Source organism: Shewanella sp. A32 (genome assembly GCF_029167175.1).
GTDB classification, from domain to species: Bacteria; Pseudomonadota; Gammaproteobacteria; order Enterobacterales; family Shewanellaceae; genus Shewanella; species Shewanella yunxiaonensis.
In genome coordinates this window covers 1-22,662 of sequence record NZ_JARFTS010000029.1, presented here as the reverse complement: position 1 = coordinate 22,662, position 22,662 = coordinate 1, and the positions used below count along the sequence as shown (strand labels likewise).

At 46.8% G+C, this 22,662-nt stretch carries 18 protein-coding genes, 3 tRNA genes and 1 pseudogene; 12 read left to right on the top strand and 10 right to left on the bottom strand.

Going from position 1 to position 22,662, the window contains the following annotated elements; all coding sequences use genetic code 11:
• Window positions 1–3: 3 nt before the first annotated feature.
• On the bottom strand, window positions 4–1,233 hold the full coding sequence (locus PY479_RS15985) for a uracil-xanthine permease family protein (RefSeq protein ID WP_212593515.1): 1,230 nt from the start codon (window positions 1,231–1,233) through the stop codon (window positions 4–6).
• A gap of 206 nt (window positions 1,234–1,439) precedes the next feature.
• On the opposite strand from PY479_RS15985, the gene PY479_RS15980 reads away from it, so the two are divergent.
• Both PY479_RS15980 and hda read left to right on the top strand, forming a co-directional pair.
• A complete protein-coding gene (locus PY479_RS15980; RefSeq protein ID WP_275484371.1) occupies window positions 1,440–2,516 on the top strand; it encodes a DUF2066 domain-containing protein in 1,077 nt (358 codons plus the stop codon).
• A 51-nt stretch (window positions 2,517–2,567) separates the two neighbouring features.
• Window positions 2,568–3,278, top strand: a complete 711-nt coding sequence (hda, locus tag PY479_RS15975) for a DnaA inactivator Hda (RefSeq protein ID WP_212593513.1) — start codon at window positions 2,568–2,570, stop codon at window positions 3,276–3,278.
• A gap of 32 nt (window positions 3,279–3,310) precedes the next feature.
• Here the strand turns inward: hda and PY479_RS15970 are convergent, their stop codons facing one another.
• The 3 genes from PY479_RS15970 to PY479_RS15960 form a co-directional block, all read right to left on the bottom strand.
• Window positions 3,311–5,233 carry a hypothetical protein gene (locus PY479_RS15970; protein ID WP_275484370.1) on the bottom strand — a complete coding sequence of 641 codons (1,923 nt, stop codon included), beginning with the start codon at window positions 5,231–5,233 and terminating at the stop codon, window positions 3,311–3,313.
• 148 nt (window positions 5,234–5,381) lie between these two features.
• The gene (gene arsC, locus PY479_RS15965; RefSeq protein ID WP_275484369.1) at window positions 5,382–5,732 is read right to left on the bottom strand and encodes an arsenate reductase (glutaredoxin); all 351 of its coding nucleotides are present in this window, start codon (window positions 5,730–5,732) and stop codon (window positions 5,382–5,384) included.
• Between the two features lie 92 nt (window positions 5,733–5,824).
• Window positions 5,825–7,285, bottom strand: coding sequence for a M48 family metalloprotease (locus PY479_RS15960; RefSeq protein ID WP_212593510.1), 1,461 nt, complete (start codon window positions 7,283–7,285; stop codon window positions 5,825–5,827).
• 308 nt (window positions 7,286–7,593) lie between these two features.
• Here PY479_RS15960 and PY479_RS15955 point away from each other — a divergent pair, with 308 nt between their 5' ends.
• Window positions 7,594–8,685 (top strand): AI-2E family transporter, encoded by a 1,092-nt coding sequence (locus PY479_RS15955; protein ID WP_212593509.1) that lies wholly within the window; start codon window positions 7,594–7,596, stop codon window positions 8,683–8,685.
• A gap of 53 nt (window positions 8,686–8,738) precedes the next feature.
• Here PY479_RS15955 and bcp read toward each other — a convergent pair whose 3' ends face one another.
• Together bcp and PY479_RS15945 are read right to left on the bottom strand one after the other, a co-directional pair.
• The gene (gene bcp / locus PY479_RS15950; RefSeq protein ID WP_275484368.1) at window positions 8,739–9,209 is read right to left on the bottom strand and encodes a thioredoxin-dependent thiol peroxidase; all 471 of its coding nucleotides are present in this window, start codon (window positions 9,207–9,209) and stop codon (window positions 8,739–8,741) included.
• A 25-nt stretch (window positions 9,210–9,234) separates the two neighbouring features.
• Window positions 9,235–9,783 carry an ACT domain-containing protein gene (locus PY479_RS15945; protein ID WP_212593507.1) on the bottom strand — a complete coding sequence of 183 codons (549 nt, stop codon included), beginning with the start codon at window positions 9,781–9,783 and terminating at the stop codon, window positions 9,235–9,237.
• A 172-nt stretch (window positions 9,784–9,955) separates the two neighbouring features.
• Here PY479_RS15945 and dapA point away from each other — a divergent pair, with 172 nt between their 5' ends.
• The 4 genes from dapA (at window position 9,956) to PY479_RS15925 (ending at window position 16,436) form a co-directional block, all read left to right on the top strand.
• A complete protein-coding gene (gene dapA, locus PY479_RS15940) occupies window positions 9,956–10,840 on the top strand; it encodes a 4-hydroxy-tetrahydrodipicolinate synthase (protein WP_275484367.1) in 885 nt (294 codons plus the stop codon).
• 4 nt (window positions 10,841–10,844) lie between these two features.
• Window positions 10,845–11,960, top strand: a complete 1,116-nt coding sequence (gene bamC, locus PY479_RS15935) for an outer membrane protein assembly factor BamC (protein ID WP_212593505.1) — start codon at window positions 10,845–10,847, stop codon at window positions 11,958–11,960.
• A gap of 315 nt (window positions 11,961–12,275) precedes the next feature.
• Window positions 12,276–13,328, top strand: a complete 1,053-nt coding sequence (locus PY479_RS15930) for an efflux RND transporter periplasmic adaptor subunit (protein ID WP_275484366.1) — start codon at window positions 12,276–12,278, stop codon at window positions 13,326–13,328.
• A 15-nt stretch (window positions 13,329–13,343) separates the two neighbouring features.
• Window positions 13,344–16,436 carry an efflux RND transporter permease subunit gene (locus tag PY479_RS15925; protein ID WP_275484365.1) on the top strand — a complete coding sequence of 1,031 codons (3,093 nt, stop codon included), beginning with the start codon at window positions 13,344–13,346 and terminating at the stop codon, window positions 16,434–16,436.
• Between the two features lie 57 nt (window positions 16,437–16,493).
• Here the strand turns inward: PY479_RS15925 and gap are convergent, their stop codons facing one another.
• On the bottom strand, window positions 16,494–17,504 hold the full coding sequence (gap, locus tag PY479_RS15920; RefSeq protein WP_212593502.1) for a type I glyceraldehyde-3-phosphate dehydrogenase: 1,011 nt from the start codon (window positions 17,502–17,504) through the stop codon (window positions 16,494–16,496).
• Window positions 17,505–17,715: 211 nt separating this feature from the next.
• Window positions 17,716–18,549: a DUF2989 domain-containing protein gene (locus PY479_RS15915; RefSeq protein WP_275484381.1), complete on the bottom strand. Its 834-nt coding sequence runs from the start codon at window positions 18,547–18,549 to the stop codon at window positions 17,716–17,718.
• Between the two features lie 245 nt (window positions 18,550–18,794).
• Here PY479_RS15915 and PY479_RS15910 point away from each other — a divergent pair, with 245 nt between their 5' ends.
• The 4 genes from PY479_RS15910 (at window position 18,795) to PY479_RS15895 (ending at window position 20,690) form a co-directional block, all read left to right on the top strand.
• Window positions 18,795–20,237, top strand: a complete 1,443-nt coding sequence (locus PY479_RS15910; protein WP_212593500.1) for a glyceraldehyde-3-phosphate dehydrogenase — start codon at window positions 18,795–18,797, stop codon at window positions 20,235–20,237.
• Window positions 20,238–20,437: 200 nt separating this feature from the next.
• Window positions 20,438–20,513: transfer RNA gene (locus PY479_RS15905), tRNA-Gly, on the top strand.
• A gap of 5 nt (window positions 20,514–20,518) precedes the next feature.
• Window positions 20,519–20,592, top strand: a tRNA-Cys gene (locus tag PY479_RS15900).
• Window positions 20,593–20,603: 11 nt separating this feature from the next.
• Window positions 20,604–20,690: transfer RNA gene (locus PY479_RS15895), tRNA-Leu, on the top strand.
• A 189-nt stretch (window positions 20,691–20,879) separates the two neighbouring features.
• Here the strand turns inward: PY479_RS15895 and PY479_RS15890 are convergent.
• Window positions 20,880–21,410: a hypothetical protein gene (locus tag PY479_RS15890; protein WP_275484364.1), complete on the bottom strand. Its 531-nt coding sequence runs from the start codon at window positions 21,408–21,410 to the stop codon at window positions 20,880–20,882.
• Window positions 21,403–22,227: a hypothetical protein gene (locus tag PY479_RS15885; RefSeq protein ID WP_275484363.1), complete on the bottom strand. Its 825-nt coding sequence runs from the start codon at window positions 22,225–22,227 to the stop codon at window positions 21,403–21,405. Before PY479_RS15885 ends, PY479_RS15890 begins: the two co-directional genes overlap by 8 nt.
• Before the next feature lie 196 nt (window positions 22,228–22,423).
• On the opposite strand from PY479_RS15885, the pseudogene PY479_RS15880 reads away from it, so the two are divergent.
• A pseudogene (locus PY479_RS15880) lies at window positions 22,424–22,585 on the top strand (transposase); the annotation flags it as partial.
• Window positions 22,586–22,662: the final 77 nt, after the last annotated feature.

Sequence of the window (22,662 nt, the reverse complement as noted above, 5' to 3'; positions counted from 1 at the left end):
TGATCAGGCTTTCTCGTGATGAGGTAAATCATGTGGCAACACCAGATTCATCAGAATCGCCACAATACCACAGAGACTGATCCCGGTAAGGCTGAAATCACCTACACCAAACGCCATGCCACCGATACCAAATACCAAGGTAACCCCCACAATTGCCAAATTGCGTGGTTGCGCCAAATCCACCTGCGCGCGGATCATGGAATTCAGACCGATAGCCGCAATGGAACCAAACAGCAGGCACATAATGCCGCCCATCACTGGCACAGGAATTGTTTGCAGTGCTGCACCTAACTTACCGACAAATGCCAGGATAATTGCAGTAATGGCTGCCCAGGTCATAGTGACAGGGTTAAAATTGCGGGTCAGGGTAACCGCACCAGTCACTTCGGAATACGTGGTATTTGGTGGACCACCTAGGGCAACTGCTGCCATGGTTGCCAGACCGTCACCTGCCAGGGTGCGATGCAAACCAGGTTTTTGCAGGAAGTCTTTCCCCGTGACATTTGAGATTGCCACAATATCACCGATATGTTCGACCGCTGGTGCAATTGCAACGGGGATCATAAAGGCGATGGCTTTCCAGTTAAATTCTGGTGTAACGAAGTTCGGAATGGAGAACCAAGCTGCATTATCAATAGCGCCGAAATCGACAATGCCCATAAACAGACTTAAGACATAGCCCACAATAATACCGGCTAAAATGGGCATCAATCGCAGTAAACCTTTGGCGAAAATGGCCACGGTAATGGTTGTTACCAGTGAGGCAATCGAGATCATCAGCGCGGCTTGTTGCGGCACTAACACGGCACTGCCGTCACCCGTTTTACCTAAGGCCATGTTAACGGCGGTGGGCGCCAGCCCAAGACCGATGATCATAATCACCGGGCCAACAACAACGGGTGGCAACAGACGAGTTATAAATTCAGGACCTCGCAGTTTCACCAGCGTTGATAACACCAGGTATACAGCGCCAGCGGCGATCAATCCGCCCATGGTGGCGGATACGCCCCAGTGTCCAACACCGTATGTGATCGGCGCAATGAAGGCAAAAGAAGATGCCAGAAAGATTGGCACTTGGCGTTTAGTGACCAGTTGGAATATCAGAGTGCCGATACCGGCAGTAAATAGTGCAACACTGGCGTCGAGCCCCGTGAGCAGCGGGACCAATACCAGCGCGCCGAAGGCAACAAATAACATTTGTGCACCTTGCAGCGGAAGGGTGAGGTTTTTCATCGTTTTTATCCGTGGTGTAGTTAAACCGGCATATGCTAACAGCATCCCATCTACATGTTCGGATTTTTTTGAGCGATACAGCTCAAATTTTTTGCAATTGCAATGGGAATAGGTTCCAAGCGTACTCGGAGCAAGTTAAGTCGATTCCGCTAGGGACGATCTATGGTACACTTGCGCCATTGGCGCCAATCCAGATTAAACAATTTATGCGCAAACTATTTTTTCGGCTATTGGGGTGTTGTTGGTTGTTAGGCAGCATGCATGCATCTGCGGTCGAGGTCAGTCAGCTTGACCAGTCTGTTGTCAATGTTGCCTCACGTTCGGATGCTGATCGTGAGGCGGCCATTCGTGAAGCGCTCAGCAACGTATTGGTGAAAAATTCCGGTGCGCGCAGTGTGCTCAACAATAATATGGTGGCTGAACGTCTGGGGCAGGCATCATCAATGGTGATGCAGTTTGGTTATACCGATGATCAAGGCCAACTTAAGTTACAGGCATTATTCGAGCATGATAAGATCATTAACCTGTTACGTGCTGCTGGTGAACCCGTATGGGGGCGGCAGCGCCCACTGACGCTCATCTGGTTAGCAAGTGATGAAAATAACCAACCGCAAATTGTCGCGGATGGGGTCACTAATGACGAGCGCCAGCTGTTTGCTGATGCGTCATCTCAGCGTGGGATCCCTGTGCTATTTCCATTAATGGATCTGGATGATCTGCAAGCGGTTAACGTGAATGATGTCCGTGGCCAGTTTGCCGATACCGTTGCCAGAGCTTCTGCACGATATCAGGCGGATTATTTTGCGATGGCATCGCTGACGACGGTTGGCGACGGCATTCATTATCAAATTTCGTTGTACGATAAGACGAATAGTGAGCAAGCTTTTATGCAGCCCCTAATTTCTGACCAAAATACTGCTGTAGATAAGCCTGCTGCAATTGCGGCAATGATGTTCACGCTTTCCAACTACTTTGTCTCTCGTTATGCGGTCGCTGATTCTGGTGAATCTCAGCAAACAACCGTGACCTTTAGCGCCATCACTCAAAAGCAGTTAGTAGAAATAGAAGCGTTTCTAAAGCAACTGACCGCGGTGAAGTCCGTCACCATTGATCAGCTGCAGGGTGATAAAGTCAGCTATCGGTTGCAATTGTTTGGCTCGGTAGCTGAACTCAAAAATTTATTTAGCCTAGAATCGCGAATGGTTGCGGCACCGGAGACTGCCAGTGCAGGATTTGACAACAGTGTCAGTGCTGGCACATACGAATGGCATAGCCGCCAATAAAATTGGTGGATAGCACGTGCTGTTCTCGTAAGATTTAATGGGATACTCTGATTGACTCAACATGTTCCACTGCAGTTATCGCTGCCGGTGCATTTGCCGGATGACGAGACCTTTCAAAGCTACTACCCCGCAGCAGGGAATGATCAGCTGATCCAAACACTGCGGGCTTGTGCTGAAGGTCACGGACCTCAGGCTCTGTTTTTGTGGGGGCCAGAAAAGTCGGGGCGCACCCACCTTATTCATGCCGCTTGTGCCCATGCCAACGAACATGGGCGTAGTAGTTTCTATGTCCCTCTAGGCATTCATGCCAGTATTTCAACCGCATTACTGGAAGGATTGGAAATGCTGCATCTGGTATGCATCGATGACGTCGATGCGATTGCCGGACACCCGTTGTGGGAAGAGGCGCTATTTGATCTTTATAATCGTGTGGCGGAACGCTCAGACTGTGCTCTGGTGGTGAGTGGTCGTCACGCGCCCGCTGAATGTGGTTTCGTACTGCCAGATCTGGTTTCCCGAATGCAATGGGGGCTGAATTATCAGCTGCATCCTATGGCGGATGATGAAAAACTGGCGGCGTTGCAACGTCGTGCGGCGATGCGCGGACTGCAGTTGCCAGAGGATGTGGGCAAATTTTTATTAAACCGATTGGCGCGCGATCTTCGGACATTATTTGATGTGCTGGATAAGTTAGATAAAGCCTCTATGGTTCATCAACGTAAGCTCACCATTCCGTTTATTAAAGAGATCCTCAGACTTTAGAAAAGGGCCGCAATTAATGCGGCCCTTTTGCGTTATTGCAGAGCTTGTGGATGGCGGTCACCGCTGAGTTGTAGTGGATGTGCTGTTTCATCTAAAGACTGGATCATTTGCGGCGCATTTTTGCTATTACTGCTATCACTCAGCACCAGGTTCGACAACCAGCTTTCACCCGCGCGCATGCTCACCGGTGTTGGTAGCGATGCGGCGATAGCGCTTCCATCTAATTCAGGCATCAAATAGTTGATGATCATAGCTGCTCGCGGTTGGATATCCGCGTCGGCAACACGCCCACGTTCACCCCAATCCACCGTAACGGTGCTGGCGCTGATCACTGCGGGTTTATCTGTGATCGCGACATCACGTTGAATGCCGAGTCGGTAACTCATCATGGTTTCCTCAAACAGCATGGCGGCATCTTCGCGAGAGGTGCTGTAGTTATAAAAATCGTTGGCGCGATCTGGACTGAAAAATCCTGAGACATCGCCCGGGACGTAGGCTTTTTCGGTCGCAGTGGCGGTATCACCCAAGAAACGTACGCCAGCGAGTGACATCATTTCAGCTGATTGCAAAGGGTAGAGCACTGCTAATTGATCAGAACCCAACGCTTGGTTGTTTGACCGTTTTGAGTAATCATCCAACAATGTTGGTCCTGTCAGACTGCTATGAATACTGCGGGGGAAGTAATCGTTGGCATGTGCTAATTCATGGTAAAGCAATGATGCTAAATCAGGTTCCAGTTCCGCTAAAGTTCTGGACTGTCGCAACGCTCTGTCACGATAAATTGAGGCATAGTCATTATCTTTGACATAACGCCAGGGCACTAAAAATTGTAGATCTTCCCCATAGGCCGAACGGTAATCCGGTGCTTCGTTTATCGTGTCACGTTGGACGGCTGTTAACCATAGGTCTTCCGGATCTAAGTAAATTGCGCCAGTCACCACCCAATAAAATGAAGGTCTTACATCATAGCTAATGACAATCGCGGTGACTGATTGCAACAGCTTAGCAAAATCACTTTGGCTATCTAAGGTATTCAAAAACGCCTCAAAATTTTCACCCATCCAATCATGAGACACCAACACTCTATTCATAATGGCTTCTTTGTCGGCGTCATTTTCCGTGGTTTCCTGACCAATGAGCGGTAGTGTAGTTAAGCTGCAACTGTCGCCTAATTGATTGGAATACACACAATTTTGTAAAACTTCGCGCCACGGAGAATTTTCTCGATATAGATGAGTTCGAGCCACTGGGGTGGTGAAATAAGTGGACGTGATACTCGCTTCATTGGTGACTAACAGACTGACATCATCCGCCATCTCAACCCCATTGATACTGCCGGTCGCTCGCACTATGAGTAGCGTATCAGTAACTGTTTGCGGTGCTGTAAATAACGGGACTTCGGTGTTGTCTAAATTCATTTCCACATCGGGGCCATAGGCAATGCACCATGCAATATTTTGCGGTACGCCGCCATTTTCCCTGTCTAAACGTAAACTTACATCCCCACCTTCGACCACCTGGTGATCAAGTCTCACGTTTAACCCTTCACCATCTGTTACATTGAGTAATATGTCTTCAACGTAAGTTACGCCTTTGCCACTCACTGTGAGTTGAAAACGATAGTCGCCACTGGCTGTAGCCACGAACGGTAATACCGGACTATCTGCGATAACAAGGGTAAGTGACGGGCCAGAAAGTTGTTGCCAATGAAATTGGTAGCCAGAACTTTGACTATTGTTGAGGGTGGCGACGATGCTGCTTTGCTGTTGCGTCAGATATTGTGACTGCAGGTAAAAGGTGAGATGGTCGCCAATAATGGTTTGAGGAACACTTTGTGCCGTACAGCGGGCAAGCGTCTTTGATGGTGTCTGCGTCGGCGTATCCGTCCCTGAGCCAGAACCGCCACCACAACCTGCAAACATTAACACCGACAACAGAAAAACAATCCGTCGCATGGCAATTTCCTCTGCTAGCGCTTGTTAGCAATTATTTGCAAAAATGTAGTAAAAAATATAACACAGGCTGAGAGGAAGCCCAACGTGATGTGACGGATCTATTTGTCTTAGAAAGTAAAATGCCTGGGATTTATGCCAGGCATTTTAGTTATAGAATGCTCAATACTTGAATAGGCGGTCTGCCAATAATAGCTTTGCCGTTCGCAACAGCGATAGGTCGCTCTATAAGTTTTGGGGTTGCCACCAGCGCGGCGATTAATTCATCATCAGTTAATTTCGGATTATCCAACCCCAGTTCTTTGTATTCGGCTTCTTTGGTTCGCATCAGTTCTCTGGGAGATAACTGTAATTGCGCGAGGAGGGTTTTGATCGCGTTGGCATCAGGCGGTGTTTTCAAATACTCGATGATGTCGATATGGCAGCCGGTGTTTTGCAATAATGTCAGTGCGTCGCGGCTTTTGGAGCAGCGAGGATTATGATATAGCGTTACGTTTGGCATCTTAACAATAACCTTTCAACAGGGGATTAGCGCGAGCATAACAAAAAATTACGGCTGCGTCAGACGCAGCCGCTGAGTTAACGAGTGACAGGCTATTGTTTAAGACTTTTCATCTGTTCTTCGGCATCGCGGAATTGCCGTAACTTGGCTTCAATTCTGGCAATTTGCAGCGGCTGTCCATCTGATTCACGATAGGCGAAATTCAGTTGATCAATCGCGCCGCTGAAATCGGCTCTTAATGCCATAACTTCTGCTTTTTCATAATATTGCATCGCCTTGTTACCGGTTTGTTCATAGGCTTCGTTCAACATCTGAAATGGCAATAAGTTCTCTTTGTCATCAAAAGTCATCTGTTCCAGTATGGGAATCGCTTTGGCCGCTTGCTTATCTTCCAGATAGGCATTGGCAAGGTTGGTATTAATCACCAGCGACGATGGACGCATTTGTCGCTGCGCCTCTAGCAATTTAATCGCTTGATCATACTTTTTCGCCTCAGTCAGCAGATCCGTTTTGGTATCCAGATAAAAAAGATTATCCGGATCTTGTTTTAACAGGGGATCGATAATGGCTTCTGCGCCTTTGTAATCTTTCATTCGAAACAACGCTAATGCTTTGCCATACAGCGCGGCTTCTTTAAACACGTAGTCTTTTTTCGCTAACTGTTCGTTAAACAAGGATAAGACAGCGGTATCAGTATAACTAGAGAACCTCACCTGTATTCTGGCTTTGGCGAGATGGAAGTTTAAGCTCGGTGCCACAGTGATATGCGGATATTGTGCTGCTCGATCTCTGGCTTCAGAGATACGTGATTCAGGCAACGGGTGTGTCAGCAACATCTGTGGTGGTTTGCTGGTATATCGGTATTTAGCCGCTAATTTGCTGAAAAATGTCGCCGCGGCATTGGGGTCAAACCCGGCCGCTACCATTGTTTGCATACCGAAGCGGTCAGCTTCCTGTTCATGCTGTCGAGTGTAGTTAATCTGTGATTGAGCGCTGAGAGCCTGTGTGCTTGCTAGTGCCGCCATACCAGCTTGTGGTGCAGCAATGGTCAGTAATATCGCGCCCAACATGCCTGCGAGTGTCACCGGTCCGGTTTTCTGTTGTGCTTCAATGGAACGAGCAAGGTGACGTTGTGTGACGTGCGAGATTTCATGCGCGAGTACCGACGCCATTTCGCTTTCGTTGTCAGCATATAAGAACAGCCCGGTATGCACGGCAACGTGCCCACCAAAGAATGCAAACGCGTTAATTTCATCGTTTTGCAACATGAAAAAGTAAAAGGGGGTTCGCACGTTATTCGCGTGGGCGACTAAGCGATTGCCGAGTTCCGTAATGTACTGGGCGAGTAGTGGATCATAGAGCACTGGCGCCTGCGCTCGGATGACACGCATATACGCATCACCATAAATCATCTCTTTATCAATACTTAGTGCATGACTAGCGGCGGTACCAAGGTCTGGCAGATCGTCGCTGCTAGCAAAACTGTGGGCGCAAACCCCCAGACTTGCTGCTGCAACAGAAGTCAATATTAAGCGTTTGAAACATGAAAACATCAATGTACTCAAGCTTGAACCTTCAGAAATTTTGCCAGTAGGATATTGCTACTTGGCTTGTGGTTTGACTTGCAACTTAGGATAATAGGCCAACTTTATATTTAGCAAGCACATACAGCTAATTATCAGCATTGATGAAGTTAACTATTATGCGGTTATCCGGTTGCGATTATCATACTGCAATCTGACAGTCCCGGTTGATAGTATGTTCCCGCAAAGTTCTGTAAATTGGTTAATCCGAACCGATATAGTGGTGGAACTTCACCCCAATTCACGCCAAAGCGTTTTTTCAAACAGGAAGCTCGTTAATGTTCGACTATCTGAGTCGTTGGTACCGCGCCCGTTTTAGTGATCCACAGGCTTTAACCTTATTGTTTATCCTGTTAGGGATAGCGTTGATTTTGTATTTTGCCGGCGGCTTGTTAATGCCGTTATTGGTTGCACTAGTGTTGGCCTTTTTACTGGAATGGCCAGTGGCACAAATGGCGCGTATTGGTATCAATCGCACTACCGCAGCCTCGCTGGTATTGGTGTTATTTGTTGGGGTTATGATCCTGATTTCATTTGGCCTTATTCCGAGCATTTGGCGTCAGGGGGCCGCGTTGATAGCAGAGTTGCCCACGATGTTAGATAAAGGCGTGACTATGCTGCAACGATTGGCACAGGAACATCCGCAATTTATCAGCGCTGACCAACTTAATTCGATGTTAGCTGAACTGAAAAAGTTACTGGATACCCAACATCTGCTGGGGATCGGCAAACAATTGCTTGGATATTCAGCCTCGTTGCTAATCTTGATGGTTTACGCGATCTTGGTGCCGTTGTTGGTATTTTTCTTTTTAAAAGATAAAGACCAGTTAATCAAAGGCAGTAAGCGCTTTTTTCCGAGCAATCGGGAGTTAGCACGTAAGGTCTGGTATGAAATGGAACAGCAGATCTTTAACTATATCCGTGGCAAGGTGATAGAAATTGTTATCGTAGGTGTTGCGACATACATCTTCTTTGCCTTGATGGGATTGAATTACGCTGCGTTACTCGGGGTAGCCACTGGGCTCTCCGTGTTAATTCCTTATGTGGGTGCCACTCTGGTTACCTTGCCAATTGTGTTGGTCGCTTTTTTCCAATGGGGCGTCAGTGCTGAATTTGGCTATTTGATGCTCGGCTATGGTGTTATCCAGGCGCTGGATGGCAACGTGCTGGTGCCTTTGTTGTTTTCAGATGCGGTAGATTTGCATCCTGTGGTGATTATTGCCGCCGTGATGATCTTCGGCGGCTTATGGGGCGTTTGGGGGGTGTTTTTTGCGATCCCATTAGCGTCATTAGTTAAGGCGGTTATTAACGTGTGGCCAAATTCTGGCGAACAAGCACTGCAGGCCGCTTTATCGAAAACGGCCGAATAGCGTCAGCACCAATAGAAAAGCCACCATTTCGGTGGCTTTTTAGTTGGCGAATGCTATTGGCCCTTCAGGTAGTTTAGTACAACTTCATGATGATCTTTGGTCTTGAAGTTATCGAATACCTTTTCCACGTTGCCATTTTGTGCAATCAGAAAACTGATACGGTGGAGGCCATCATAAACTTTCCCCATGAATTTCTTTTCGCCGCACACGCCAAAGGCGTCAGCAATCGCATGGTTTTCATCACTTAACAGATCAAAATTGAGTTGGTGCTTTTCCATGAACTTATGCAACTTGGCGACCGGGTCCGTACTGATCCCTAATATAGATACCCCGAGTTCCGCCAGCTCGCTCTTGGTATCACGCAGTCCACAGGCCTGTACGGTACAACCTGGTGTTAAGGCTTTCGGGTAGAAATAAACCAACACCTTCCCTTGTTGCAATTTATCCTGCAATGAAACATCGTCACCATACTGATTCTTCAGAGTAAACGAAGGCGCAACGGCACCTGCTTTCAACGTATTCATTTCCACGTATCCTTGTTATCTCAGATCAATCAATTTCTGGCACCGGTACGCCCTGCATTCTGCGGATAGTGCAGCTCAGGGACATTTCCGCTGCCAACTCGTAAATACTTTTTTCCAGTTTCTCTAGGTCAACTTTCTCTGGAACATTGATGGTGAACAGCAGATGCTGCTTTTGCTCACCATTTTCAGGTTCTTCAGCAAAGGATCTGACCATTGCCAGGTCTAAGGAGCGATCAGCTAAAAATTGCGTGATGTTACGCATGGTGCCGCGCTGATCCTGACCGTTAAACGTCACTTCCAGTCTGGAGATATAGCGTAATGGCACGTGCTTAGAGGTGCGCTTCATCACCATCAGCAATTCTAGTTCGACACATAATCCCGGGAGGGAAGTCTCCAACTTAGTGATTGCAGGCCAAGATCCCGCCATCATCATAATCATGGTGAATTCATTGCCAAACTGAGCCATGCGGCTGTCAACGATGTCACAATCACAGTCAGTAGCCAGACGTGCCAATTTGGCAACCAGTCCGGGACGATCCGTCCCCATGGCGGTGACGACCAGGTAATTGGTCATGAATTTTCCTCGTGTTTTCGGGGCGCTGGTTGCGCTAACACAGCGACGCAGGAGAGATTTTTATGCTTTGGCTAATGCTACCACAACTTATTCCAATTGTTAGCCCTACGCCCCTTGTGATCATTTCGCTGGCTCAGTACCATAGCGAATCCTGAATATTTGGGGAAATCTCATGATTAGCGGAAGCATCGTTGCCTTAATTACCCCTATGAGCCCAGACGGCTCTGTGGATTATGCCAGTTTAGAACGTTTGGTGGAGTTTCATGTCGACAATGGTACAGATGCCATTGTTTCGGTCGGCACCACAGGTGAGTCAGCGACCTTGCCCATGCAAGAGCACGTTGACGTTGTTGCCCAAACGATAAAATTTGCTGCCGGTCGTATCCCTGTGATCGGCGGTAACGGAGCCAATGCAACTGCAGAGGCGATTGAACTTACCCACGCGATGTCAAATCTTGACCTCGCCGCCATGCTCGGCGTGACGCCATATTACAACAAGCCGACCCAGCATGGATTAGTTGCGCATTACAAAGCAATTGCAGAATCAACCGATATTCCACAGATCCTGTATAACGTGCCAGGTCGTACGTCGGTTGATATGAAACCGGAAACCGTTGCTCGGTTGGTGGAAGTGCCCAACATCATTGCGGTAAAAGAAGCTACCGGTGATCTTTCTCGGGTGAAAAAATTGCGGGCACTTTGCGGCGATGATTTCTTGTTGTTTAGTGGTGATGATGCGACGGGCAGAGAGTTTTTGGAACTTGGTGGTAATGGCGTTATCTCCGTGGCTAATAACATTGTGCCAGCAGCCTTTAAAGCGATGTGTGACGCGGCTTTGCGTGGTGATGACGCCGCTGCGGTTGCGGCTGAAGCCGACATTAAAGATCTCTATAAAGCACTGTTTTGTGAAGCTAACCCAATCCCCGTAAAATGGGCTGCCCATCGTATGGGATTGATCAGTTATGGCACAATTCGTTTGCCTTTGACTGAACTTTCTGAGGAGTTTCATGGTCTGTTGCTTCAAGCAATGAAAAAAGCCCGCATAGAGGTCAAATAACTTAATGTTAAAATTGAAGGAAATTTCACTGGTTCTCGCTGCACTTACGGTAACAGCCTGTACCACACCGTTAACTCGTCGTCAGGCTGATGGCAATTTTGATTATATCAATGCCCAAAGCACCGGTCCTCTGAAAATCCCTGAAGGTTTATTAAGCCCCAAATTCAGCCAGGACTATGCTATTCCAGCCGTCGGGACGAAATCGAATAAGGCGTTGGTAGGTGATGCTCTGGATATCCGTCCACCGCTGCAGATTTTGCCGATGGCAGATGGCACGCATATCGAAGAAGGTGCTGATAACATTAAAGTTGTAGTGGAAACCATTGATAGCACCGTTGATCTTAAGAAAGAGATGTTTGCGGTTGTGGAAGGTTTCCTTAAAAGCAAAGACTACGCCATTGCCAAGGAAGATTACGATAACGGCGTCATCGATACTGACTGGATCGAACATGATGAAGTCATCGACAGCCCATGGATTGGTGCGGACAAAGTGTACAAAGTTCGTCAGCGTTACGAGTTCCTATTGGAAGTTAGGCCGCATGGTCGTACCGGTAATCTGGTTATCAACCTGTTGGATCATCAACAAAGTTACAATGGTGAAGATAGCCAGGTATTGCTGAACAACGAAGATAAAAAGCGTTATGCCATTGACATGCTGAATAGCACCATCGGTTACATGGCCAAAGAGCGTTCTCGTATCGTTCAGAATATGCGTGTAAAACAGAGCAAGGGTATCGACGTAACCTACGTTACAGCGGCATCGGACAAAGATGAGAGCTTCTGGCTCGCTGATGCACCATTGAAAAGCACATGGGACAGACTGGCGATAGTATTACCTGAAGTTGGTTTTGAAGTCATCGACATGGATTCAGCCAAAGGCTTGTACTATGTGAAATTCAATGACACATCTGGTTTCTGGAGTTCGCTGTTCAGCGATGACGAAATTAAGCTGAAGAATAAAGACAACTACCGTCTGTTGGTCAAGCAAGACGCCAAAGACAGTAATAAGACTGAAATCAGGATCCGTGACAACGAAGATCAACCACTGAGTAATGATAAAGTCGAAAGTGTTTATAAAGCTGTTTCCAATGTCATGAGCGAAGATCGCAAAGTACGTTAATTAACTCATTGATAAAAAAAGCGCCTAATTAGGCGCTTTTTTTATTGTTGTTGCATTTGTTTACACTTAACCCTGCCCATCGGACCACTGTCAGACTATCCTCAGTGAACCATCAGATTTGTCTATAATTGACTGAAATTAGATAAGATTGACAGTTAAATCGACATATATCCTTAATAAAAACATGGGGATGTTGAAATGGCGACCTAACAATTTTAAGTCAATTTTCATAATGCGCTTTCAACATTCAGCTCATTGGTCATCTGTTTAACGACAGCTGTAGTAACGCTGACAAAATCCATACCCGAGGAACTAATGAAAAAAAGCGTGTGGTTGGTTTTAGTGATGATAAGTGCCTTGGGGATCGGGTGGTTAGTTAACCAAAATGCCCCCAGTCCGGGTATAGCTGATAAGGCCGTGGTAGAGGTTGTAGTCTATCAAGCGGATATGCATTCGATTCAAGATGAAGTTGAAGCGCTGGGCACGGTTAAAGCGAACGAGTCAGTAGTCATCACCCCCAAAGTGAGTGATTTAATCACTAAAATTTACTTTAATGACGGCGACATCGTGACTGCAGGACAACTGCTGGTGCAACTCAATGATGCGCAACAACAAGCACAACTCAAACTCGCCCAGGTTCAATTAGCTGAAAATCGCCGTGAATTAAAACGGATACGTGGATTGGTGGAAAGCCGCACCATTGCCGCTTCTGAGCAGGACCGGCTGCAAACGCTGGTTGATAGTGCCATCGCGCAAGTGGAGGTGGCTAATTCTGCGGTGAATGATCGGCAGATTAGGGCCCCATTCTCAGGAAAACTGGGGCTGCGGGAAGTATCTGAAGGCGGCTTAGTCACGCCAGGAACGTTGATGACTACCCTTGATGATATTGCCACCATTAAATTGGATTTTCCGGTACCCGAACGATTTATCGCGCAATTGCAGCCAGGCAAAAAAGTGCAGGCAAGTGCCGTTGCCTACGACGACAAAGTGTACAGTGGTGAAGTCACGACCGTCGATAGCCGGATTAACCCCCAAACGCGTGCGGTCACTGTTAGAGCTGTGATGCCAAATCCGGATAATCAGCTGCTGCCCGGGATGTTGATGAAGGTAAAATTGATTAAGCAGCAGCGTGAAGGGTTATTGATCCCGGAATCAGCTATTGTACCCATTCAGGAAAGACATCAGGTCTATGTTGTTACCGCTGACAACAAAGCACAACAGCGAGATGTTACGCTTGGTTTGCGCAGCCGTGGGTGGGTCGAGATTACCGATGGTGTGCAACAAGGGGAATATGTCATTACACGCGGTTTGATGAAAGTACGAGATGGTCAATCCGTGATCCCCAAACCCGCTGAAAGCTTCAACTGATGAGAGGCACTAAACATGATCCTCTCTGATATTTCGGTAAAACGCCCGGTATTCGCCTCGGTTATCAGCTTGCTATTGATTGCCTTTGGTCTGGTTGCTTTTGAAAAACTGCCATTACGAGAATACCCAAACATCGATCCGCCCATCGTCTCGATTGAAACCAATTATCGCGGTGCAAGTGCTGCGGTGGTGGAAAGTCGTATTACCCAGTTGGTGGAAGACCGGATCAGCGGCATTGAAGGGATTCGCCACATCAGCTCCAGTAGCCGTGACGGCCGTTCATCGGTAGTGCTGGAGTTTGATATCGGTCGCGATATTGAAGCGGCCGCCAACGATGTTCGGGATCGCGTGTCGGGCCTGCTTAATAATTTGCCAGAAGAAGCCGATCCTCCAGAAGTGCAAAAAGCCAATGGTGGTGATGAAGTTATCATGTGGCTTAACTTGGTGTCCGATCAACTGTCGACTATCCAACTGACCGATTACGCGCGGCGTTATCTGACTGACCGTTTTTCAGTTATCGACGGCATTGCAATGATGCGTATTGGTGGCGGTAAAGTTTATGCGATGCGGATATGGCTGGATCGTCAAGCCTTGGCTGCGCGGCATCTTACGGTCGCAGATGTCGAAGCGGCGCTGCGTGCCGAGAACGTGGAGCTACCCGCAGGCTCAATCGAATCGCAGGAACGTCATTTTACCGTACGTCTAAAACGTGGCTTTATGACCGAAAAGGATTTTTCCAGATTAGTAGTAAAGCGCGGTGATGACGGTTATTTGGTGACGCTGGGGGATGTCGCGCGAGTGGAGCTTGGCTCCGAAGAAAATCGCATTATGTTTCGTGGTAACGGTGAGTCGATGATTGGCCTTGGGGTCTCTAAACAATCGACTGCCAATACCTTAGAGGTCGCTCGCGCAGTAAATCGTTTGGTGGATGAAATCAATCCGACGTTGCCTCAAGGCATGCAGATTAAGCGTTCTTACGATAGTTCGGTGTTTATTGAGGCCTCCATCAAAGAGGTTTATCAAACACTGTTCATTGCTGTTGCGCTGGTTGTGGTCGTGATCTACATCTTCCTCGGCAGCGTACGGGCAATGCTGATCCCCGCATTAGCAGTTCCAGTGTCATTACTGGCGACCTTCATCGTGCTTTATGCACTAGGCTACACCATCAATTTGCTTACTTTGCTGGCGTTAATTTTAGCGATTGGCATGGTGGTAGACGATGCCATCGTTATGCTTGAAAACGTTCATCGTCGTATCGAGTCCGGCGAACCGCCGCTGCGAGCCGCTTTTCTCGGTGCTCGGGAAGTGGCGTTTGCGGTGATAGCAACCACCGCTGTGCTGGTAGCAGTATTTATGCCGATCAGTTTCTTAGAAGGGGATCTGGGCAAACTGTTTAAAGAGTTTGCGGTCACCATGAGTGCTGCGGTTATATTTTCGTCAGTGGTGGCATTAACACTCAGTCCTATGATGTGTTCCAAAGTGCTAAAACCTTCGTCGCAGGATACGGCATTAATGCGGTTGGTTGACAACGGCATGACCAAACTCGGTGCTTTTTATCAGGTAAGTCTTGAACGCGCGATGGCTCGACCCATTGCGACCAGCACATTGGTCATCCTTGCGTTTGCAGTGAGTGGCTTTTTGTTTAAACAGGTACCGCAAGAGTTCGCCCCTCAGGAAGATCGCGGCTCATTATTTCTGATGGTGAATGGCCCTCAAGGGGCCAGCTATGAATACATTGCGGGTTATATGGATGAAGTCGAGAAACGATTGATGCCGCTGGTCGATAGCGGGGAAATTAAACGCTTATTAGTCAGGGCTCCAAGAGGTTGGGGCGGCGGCGCAAATTTCTCAAATGGTATGGCGGTTATTGTACTCAACGATTGGTCGGTACGACGGCCTGCGAAAGCGATTATTGCGGATATTAATAACCGGCTGAAGGACTTATCAGGTATTCGTGCATTTCCGGTGATGCGACAGGCATTTGGTCGGGGGGTAAATAAGCCGGTGCAATTTGTGCTGGGCGGCCCCACTTATGAAGAACTTGCACAATGGCGCGATATTCTGATGCAAAAAGCCGCAGAAAATCCTGGGCTGACAGGATTGGACTTTGACTATAAGGAAACCAAGCCACAACTTCGAGTGGTGATTGATAAAGACCGCGCAGCTGATCTGGGGGTGTCTAACGCCCAAATAGGTCGTACACTCGAATCCATGTTGGGGTCACGTCTGGTCACTACCTTTATGCGTGACGGCGAAGAATATGATGTGATTATTGAAGGGGAACGCAGTCATCAGAATACCCCGGCGGATTTACAGAATATCTACGTCCGCTCAGAACGCACAAATGAACTCCTTCCCTTATCTAATTTGGTGTCAGTACAAGAGTTTGCGGATGCCAGTGAGCTGAACCGCTACAACCGTATGCGGGCCATTACTATTGAAGGTAGTTTGGCGGAGGGGTATTCCCTGGGTGAAGCGCTGAATTACCTAAATGATTTGGTTCGCCAGAATCTTCCTGCCGAGGCGGTCATCAGTTACAAAGGACAATCGCTCGATTACCAGGAGTCTGGTAACTCAATGTATTTTGTGTTCTTACTGGCGTTAGGGGTGGTGTTTTTAGTGCTGGCAGCACAATTTGAAAGTTATATTCATCCGTTAGTCATTATGCTAACGGTCCCGCTCGCGATGTCGGGTGCATTAATCGGACTTTGGCTGACTGGACAAAGTCTGAACATCTACAGTCAGATTGGCATTATTATGCTGGTGGGGTTGGCGGCCAAGAACGGTATTTTGATTGTGGAATTTGCCAATCAGTTGCGTGACCGCGGTATTGCCTTTCATGACGCGATCATTCAAGCGTCGCGGCAAAGACTGCGGCCGATTCTGATGACTGGGATCACTACGGCGGCGGGGGCAGTACCGTTGGTGATGGCATCCGGTGCCGGTGCTGAAACCCGCTTTGTGATTGGTGTCGTAGTACTTTTTGGTATTTTGTTGGCGACGCTCTTTACCTTGTTAGTGATCCCCGTAGCGTATTCGTTACTTGCACGCCATTCAGGTTCACCATTAGCGGTTAGCCGGAAGCTAGAACAGCAATTAAATGAATGACATTGATGCAAAAAGGCCTGCAATATCGCAGGCCTTTTTTTGTCGTTGATTGAACCGTTATTTGGCGTTCATCAGTGCCACGGCATTATCTAGCATCCGATTACTAAAACCCCATTCGTTATCGTACCAGGACATCACTTTCACTAGGCGGCCCTTAACACGTGTTTGCGTGGCATCAAAATTAGAAGAGTAGGGGTTATGATTAAAATCGATAGAAACGAGTGGTTCAGTATTGATTGCCAGCACTTCACTCATCGGTGCCTGTTGTGCTGCTTTGGCAACAATGTCATTCACTTCTTCAATACTGGTATCTCGAGAAGCAATAAACGACAGGTCCACTAGCGATACATTGACGGTGGGAACCCTGACGGCCAAGCCATCAAATTTACCCTGCAGTTCTGGCACTACCAGCCCAACTGCTGCCGCTGCTCCGGTTTTGGTGGGGATCATTGACAAGGCTGCTGCGCGAGCGCGTCGTAAATCCTTATGGTATACATCTGACAGGCGCTGATCATTGGTGTAGGAATGAATTGTTGTCATCAACCCTGATTCAATCCCCAATGCATCGTTGAGTGGTTTTGCGATGGGGGCAAGACAGTTAGTGGTGCATGAAGCGTTGGAAATCACGGTCATATCAGCAGTCAAAATTTGATTGTTAACACCGTAAACTACAGTCGCATCCACGTTTTTTGCCGGGGCGGAAATGATCACCTTTTTCGCACCTGCATCAATATGAGGCTGAGCACTTTCTTTAGAGGTGAAAATTCCGGTACATTCGAATACCACATCAATATTGAGTGCTGCCCATGGCAGATTGGCGGGATCACGTTCTGAATAGGTCAGAATTTTATCGCCGTTGACATATATGGCTTCGTCGTCATGTTCAACGGTGGCATTAAACCGGCCATGTACCGAATCATATTTCGTCAGGTGCGCGTTAATACTTGAGTCACCCAGATCATTAATTGCAACAATCTCAATGGGATAGTGCTTTTCATTCTCATATAACGCGCGCAGTACATTGCGTCCGATACGGCCATAGCCGTTAATTGCGATGCGGATAGTCATAAATCATCCCTCAGACCATTAATATCATTTAGTAATAAAATTACAAAACTGCACAATTCAGTCAAGGGAAAAGCGTGTTTTTGGCAGTATTTGTGGGTAAATTCAGCAAAAATTAATCTCATCTACCATTTGATGAAAATAAATTATGTAGGAATAACTAACTGGCAGGGGATTTGCGTAATAGTTGATAATCGCCAAGATGTCACGACTGTTATTGCTGTTCCGATTTCTGATCACTCGTCGTCGATATGGCGGCGGGTTTTGCTGCTTGTCGCAAGCGTTCCGGCCAGTGACTATCGGCGTATGTGCCGCTGCTGAGTGTATTGGCTAAGGCTTTAGCATCTTCATTAAGTTTGGCCAATTGTCGTTTGTCACCTACCAGCGCATTTAACTGGGTTTCATTGACAGGATTATCACTGAGAAGCAGATTGGTTTTTGACATTAAGTAACTTTGTTGCGGTAAGCCTAACTGCAGATAAGCTTGTGCTGCACCCAACAGCCAGTCGCTGTCAAACTCTTCTTTTGATACTCGGCGCATGGCATCGAGGTATAGCGATAATGCTTTCTGCGAATCTCGTTTCAGGTAATAACCACCCAACGCCGCCAGTATTTCGGGTCTGGTCACTTGCTGCTCGGCTTCTTGTTGCAGCAGAATGTCCAGTGCTGATTCATCCCCAAGCCGACTCCAGCGATAAAATACCAGTATCGGCTCCTGACGATTTTTGATTTGATCTTCAAGTTTGCTCAATGCTTGAGAACTCAGACCATATGCACGCGCGCGATCATTGCTGCGCTCCTGATGCTCGATGTGTTTGACACCTGAGCCCAACCAGACACAGCGATTGTATTTTTCAGTCGCGATCAGTAGCCGATATAACTGCTCACCAGTCGGGGACTGTGCCTCTTTGACCTCCAGTCGGTCAAAAACAAGTTCAGAACGTTGCGAGCGACACCAGCCATCTTTATGCAAATCCATACAAATTTCAGGATTATTCTTACAGATTTTGGCTGTTGTAGTGAGCCTGTCACAGCCACAAAGCAGCATTATTGTAGAAAATGATGTAATTAATACAAAATTTCTTCCTGAAAGCATCTTTTCACCCTGAAAAATATAATAAAACTACACGCTTGCCAAAAATTCGAAGCTGGCCTGTTAAACAAGATTTCTTTAAAATAGCGCCGACCAAAAAACGCTGGCATAGGTGTCATCGTTCCGATTATTGGTCGTTTTTATTTGTTACTCAATCATTTCCTGTCATTTTTGGAGATTGGGACCTAAAGGAACTGTAAATGAGCGCTGATAAGTACCTGCAAAGTTGGCAAGAACGATTTGAACTGGCTGAAGCTATGCAGCCGATGCTGGGTAAATTGTACCGTAATCAGGGCGTTGAAGTGGTGGTTTATGGCAAACCGTTACTGAACGCTTCCACAATCGATATTATCAAAGCCCATCGTCTGGTAAGACGCCATGTTGGTGAAAAACTGCGGTTGCGCGAAAGTTTTCCATTCCTGGAAGCGCTCAGCAAGTTGCCCGTCAGACAGTGTAAAGTGGATATCGGTAAGCTGGCCGTAAAATATTGGGCTGACCATACTGGTACTGAAGCGATTGAAAGTTACATGAAAGAAGAACTGGCAGAAGCGATTGCCTGTCAGGATGAAGTAGAACCACGTAACGTAGTGCTTTATGGTTTTGGCCGAATTGGTCGCTTATTAGCTCGTTTACTGATTGAGCGTACTGGCCGCAGCAACAAATTACGTCTGCGCGCAATCGTTCTTCGTGGTGGCCGTGCTGGCGATTTGGAAAAACGTGCTAGTCTGCTGCGTCGCGATTCCGTTCACGGTCCATTTAATGGCTCAGTAGAAGTGGATGAAGAAAATAACGCCATTATCGCGAACGGCACATTCATCCAAGTGATTTATGCTAATTCACCCGATGAAGTGGATTACACTAAATATGGCATCGAAGATGCGCTGGTGGTTGATAATACCGGTATCTGGAAAGATGAAGCCGGGTTGGGACAACATCTGAAATGCCCAGGTGCCAGCAAAGTATTGCTGACTGCACCAGCTAAAGGTGCCATCAAGAACGTTGTTTATGGTGTCAACGACAACGACATCCTGCCAGAAGATATCATTGTATCTGCTGCCAGCTGTACCACTAACGCCATTACTCCAGTATTGAAAGCTGTCAACGACAAATACCACATTGTGAATGGTCACGTTGAAACTATTCACTCCTACACGAATGACCAAAACCTGATCGACAATTACCACAAAGCCGATCGTCGCGGTCGCAGCGCTCCGCTGAACATGGTAATTACTGAAACTGGTGCCGCCAAAGCTGTTGCGAAAGCATTGCCTGTATTAGCCGGTAAACTCACTGGTAACGCCATTCGTGTTCCAACACCAAACGTATCATTGGCGATCCTGAGTCTGAATCTGGAAACAGAAACGAGCAAAGAAGATATCAACGAATACCTGAGAGGTATCGCACTGCAATCTGAATTGCAAAATCAGGTAGACTTCACTGAGTCACACGAAATTGTGTCCAGCGACTTAGTCGGGTCTCGTTATGCCGGGGTTGTCGATTCTCAGGCCACCATTGCCGAAGGCAATCGTGCAATTCTGTACGTTTGGTACGATAACGAATTTGGTTACAGCTGCCAGGTGGTTGGCGTAATGCGCAAGATGCTTGGTTTAGAGTTTGTTAGTTTGCCAAAAATTGAAAAATAAGCTTTAAAAGTAAGACATGAATACCGTGGACAAGGACGTCCACTGGTTACTGAATGCACGGGAAAATCAATCAATTGGCCAAATAGCCAGCATACGATTCAGCATTGCAATAAAATGCCAAAATGCAGATTGACTCCCTAGGTTAAATCGGTAGAATGCCAAACCGCAGTCAGGACAAAAGCTCTGAATGCAGAAGGAATGCGACATTAGCTCAGTTGGTAGAGCGATACCTTGCCAAGGTATAGGTCACCGGTTCGAACCCGGTATGTCGCTCCAAAAAAGGCGCGATGGCAGAGTGGTCATGCAGCGGATTGCAAATCCGTGGACCTCGGTTCGACTCCGGGTCGCGCCTCCATTTATCGATGAGCCCGAGTGGTGGAATCGGTAGACACAAGGGATTTAAAATCCCTCGCTGGTTACAGCGTGCCGGTTCAAGTCCGGCCTCGGGTACCACCTACTTATCGATAATAATTAAGAGGTTAGCTTAAATAGCTTACCTCTTTTTTTATGCCTTAATTTCTCAAAACGCTCATTTCCTAACATTTTCCTAAGATGATTTCCTAACATCATGCATTTTTTAAACGGCAAATCACGAACCTCAGAGATAGGGATTGAGCTGAAGCAGTGGAACGCGTGGAGTGTTTACTTCTTGTCTTTAAATCGGGCAAGTAGCTTTTTAGACTGTTTTAGTTCTTCGATGCGCGCTGCAAGAGTCGCTTTATAGTTTTGAACTTTTAGTCGCATTGTGAAAAGAAAAATAAAAATGTATATCTCGCAGCCGAAGAAGAACCCGATACCGCTCATAGCTGCTTTTGTTTCTACACTTTTAATCACCACCAAGTATAGAGCGGTCGCTGTGATACAAGCAAAGATGAGTAACAATACCGCACTAGCGATTAAGTATTTTTGTATGTCCTTAACCAGATTAGACAGTCTACGGCGTTCTGGGGGGGTTATATAGCTAATCTCTTGAAGCTCAGTTAAGTCCTTAACCAACGGCCAAATTGCAGCTATAGGGAAAATAAAAAGCGAAACAAATACATAGGGAACTGGTCCTCCTGCTGGGATGACATCAGCGTAAGCTCGAAAGATTAAGGCACAAACAGTCCCTGCCACGAAGAGTGGTAGTAAAAATGCAAAGACGTTTCCTCTCTGTTTTCCCGCACTAGTCATCGCTGTGCAAAATATCCTGTATGTCTGATTCCACTTCTAGAGTTGTAACCTTTGATTTAAGCCAGGCTTTCATTTGATAGTACAAGTCAGACTCATCAACTTTCCCATCAAAAAAACCGACATTGATTTGGTGACTTAGTTTCAAGTCTTCCCCTTTGATCTCGCCACCCCCCTTAAGGTTAATTTTAACATCTTCCTTATCTAAATGGCGTAATGATGTTGATAATGTATCGATAACTCTTTGACCTGACTTAGTCGTTTTTCGGTTGTATTTGAACTCAATACTGACCTGTAAATTTGCATCATCGAGAGTTTCATCAAAATTGAAATTACCGATATAACCATTATCTTTGAGTAGCTCTAGAATCGAAGCGCCTAAGCCATAGGGGGTCCACCTAACACTCTTGGCCTCTTTTACATCGTGCTCATATTGTTCGAATTTTGGACTTTCTGATTGTTCGACAGATTCTTGCTTATAAATAATATCTGACCCTATGGACACGCTTTTAGCCGGCGACTTTTCAAGTTGTTTCATCGCTTTTGCTGTGGGCCTATCAGTTAAAATTATCGCTGAACTAATATTCTGTTCCGTTAGCGTGTTTAGGTACCACTGTAAATGTCGTTCCAACTCCTTGGACTTTAGAGATTGTGAACCCATTACAACCATGTGATTACCCATCACCCCAAAGTAAGCCATGGACTCTAAAAACTCGGTTGATTTACTATCGTTACTACTGACTTTACTTCGTTTGATATCTTGTGCTGAGATTGGGTTTACTTCGAACATGTTGGCCTTTTCGTCTATCAAAATGGTCATTTGACTCTGGCCTTGTTCGTATTGGACAACCTGGCATAGCAGCATGTCATTGTCGTAATTTTGGTACCTATTTATGAACCGAAAAGACTTTCCATCTTCCGTTAATGACTCAATACGATTGCATGGGTAATCCCCCCTTAAATTAGCTGGCGTCAAAAGTAGAATTTTCTCGTACCATATGCGCAGGCGATTCTTTATGAAAACATCAAAATTCACCGACAGCCAAATCATGTCGATCCTTAAACAAGCTGAAGCCGGAGCGCCAGTTCCAGAACTGTGTCGCGAACATGGCATGAGCTCTGCGACGTTTTACAAATGGCGGGCTAAATTCGGAGGCATGGATGCATCACTCATGGCCCTGTAGTTGCCCCCACCAAAACGGACAGCTTAACTCGCCACTTTAAGAGCTCGATACTCTCTAGGTGACATCATTTT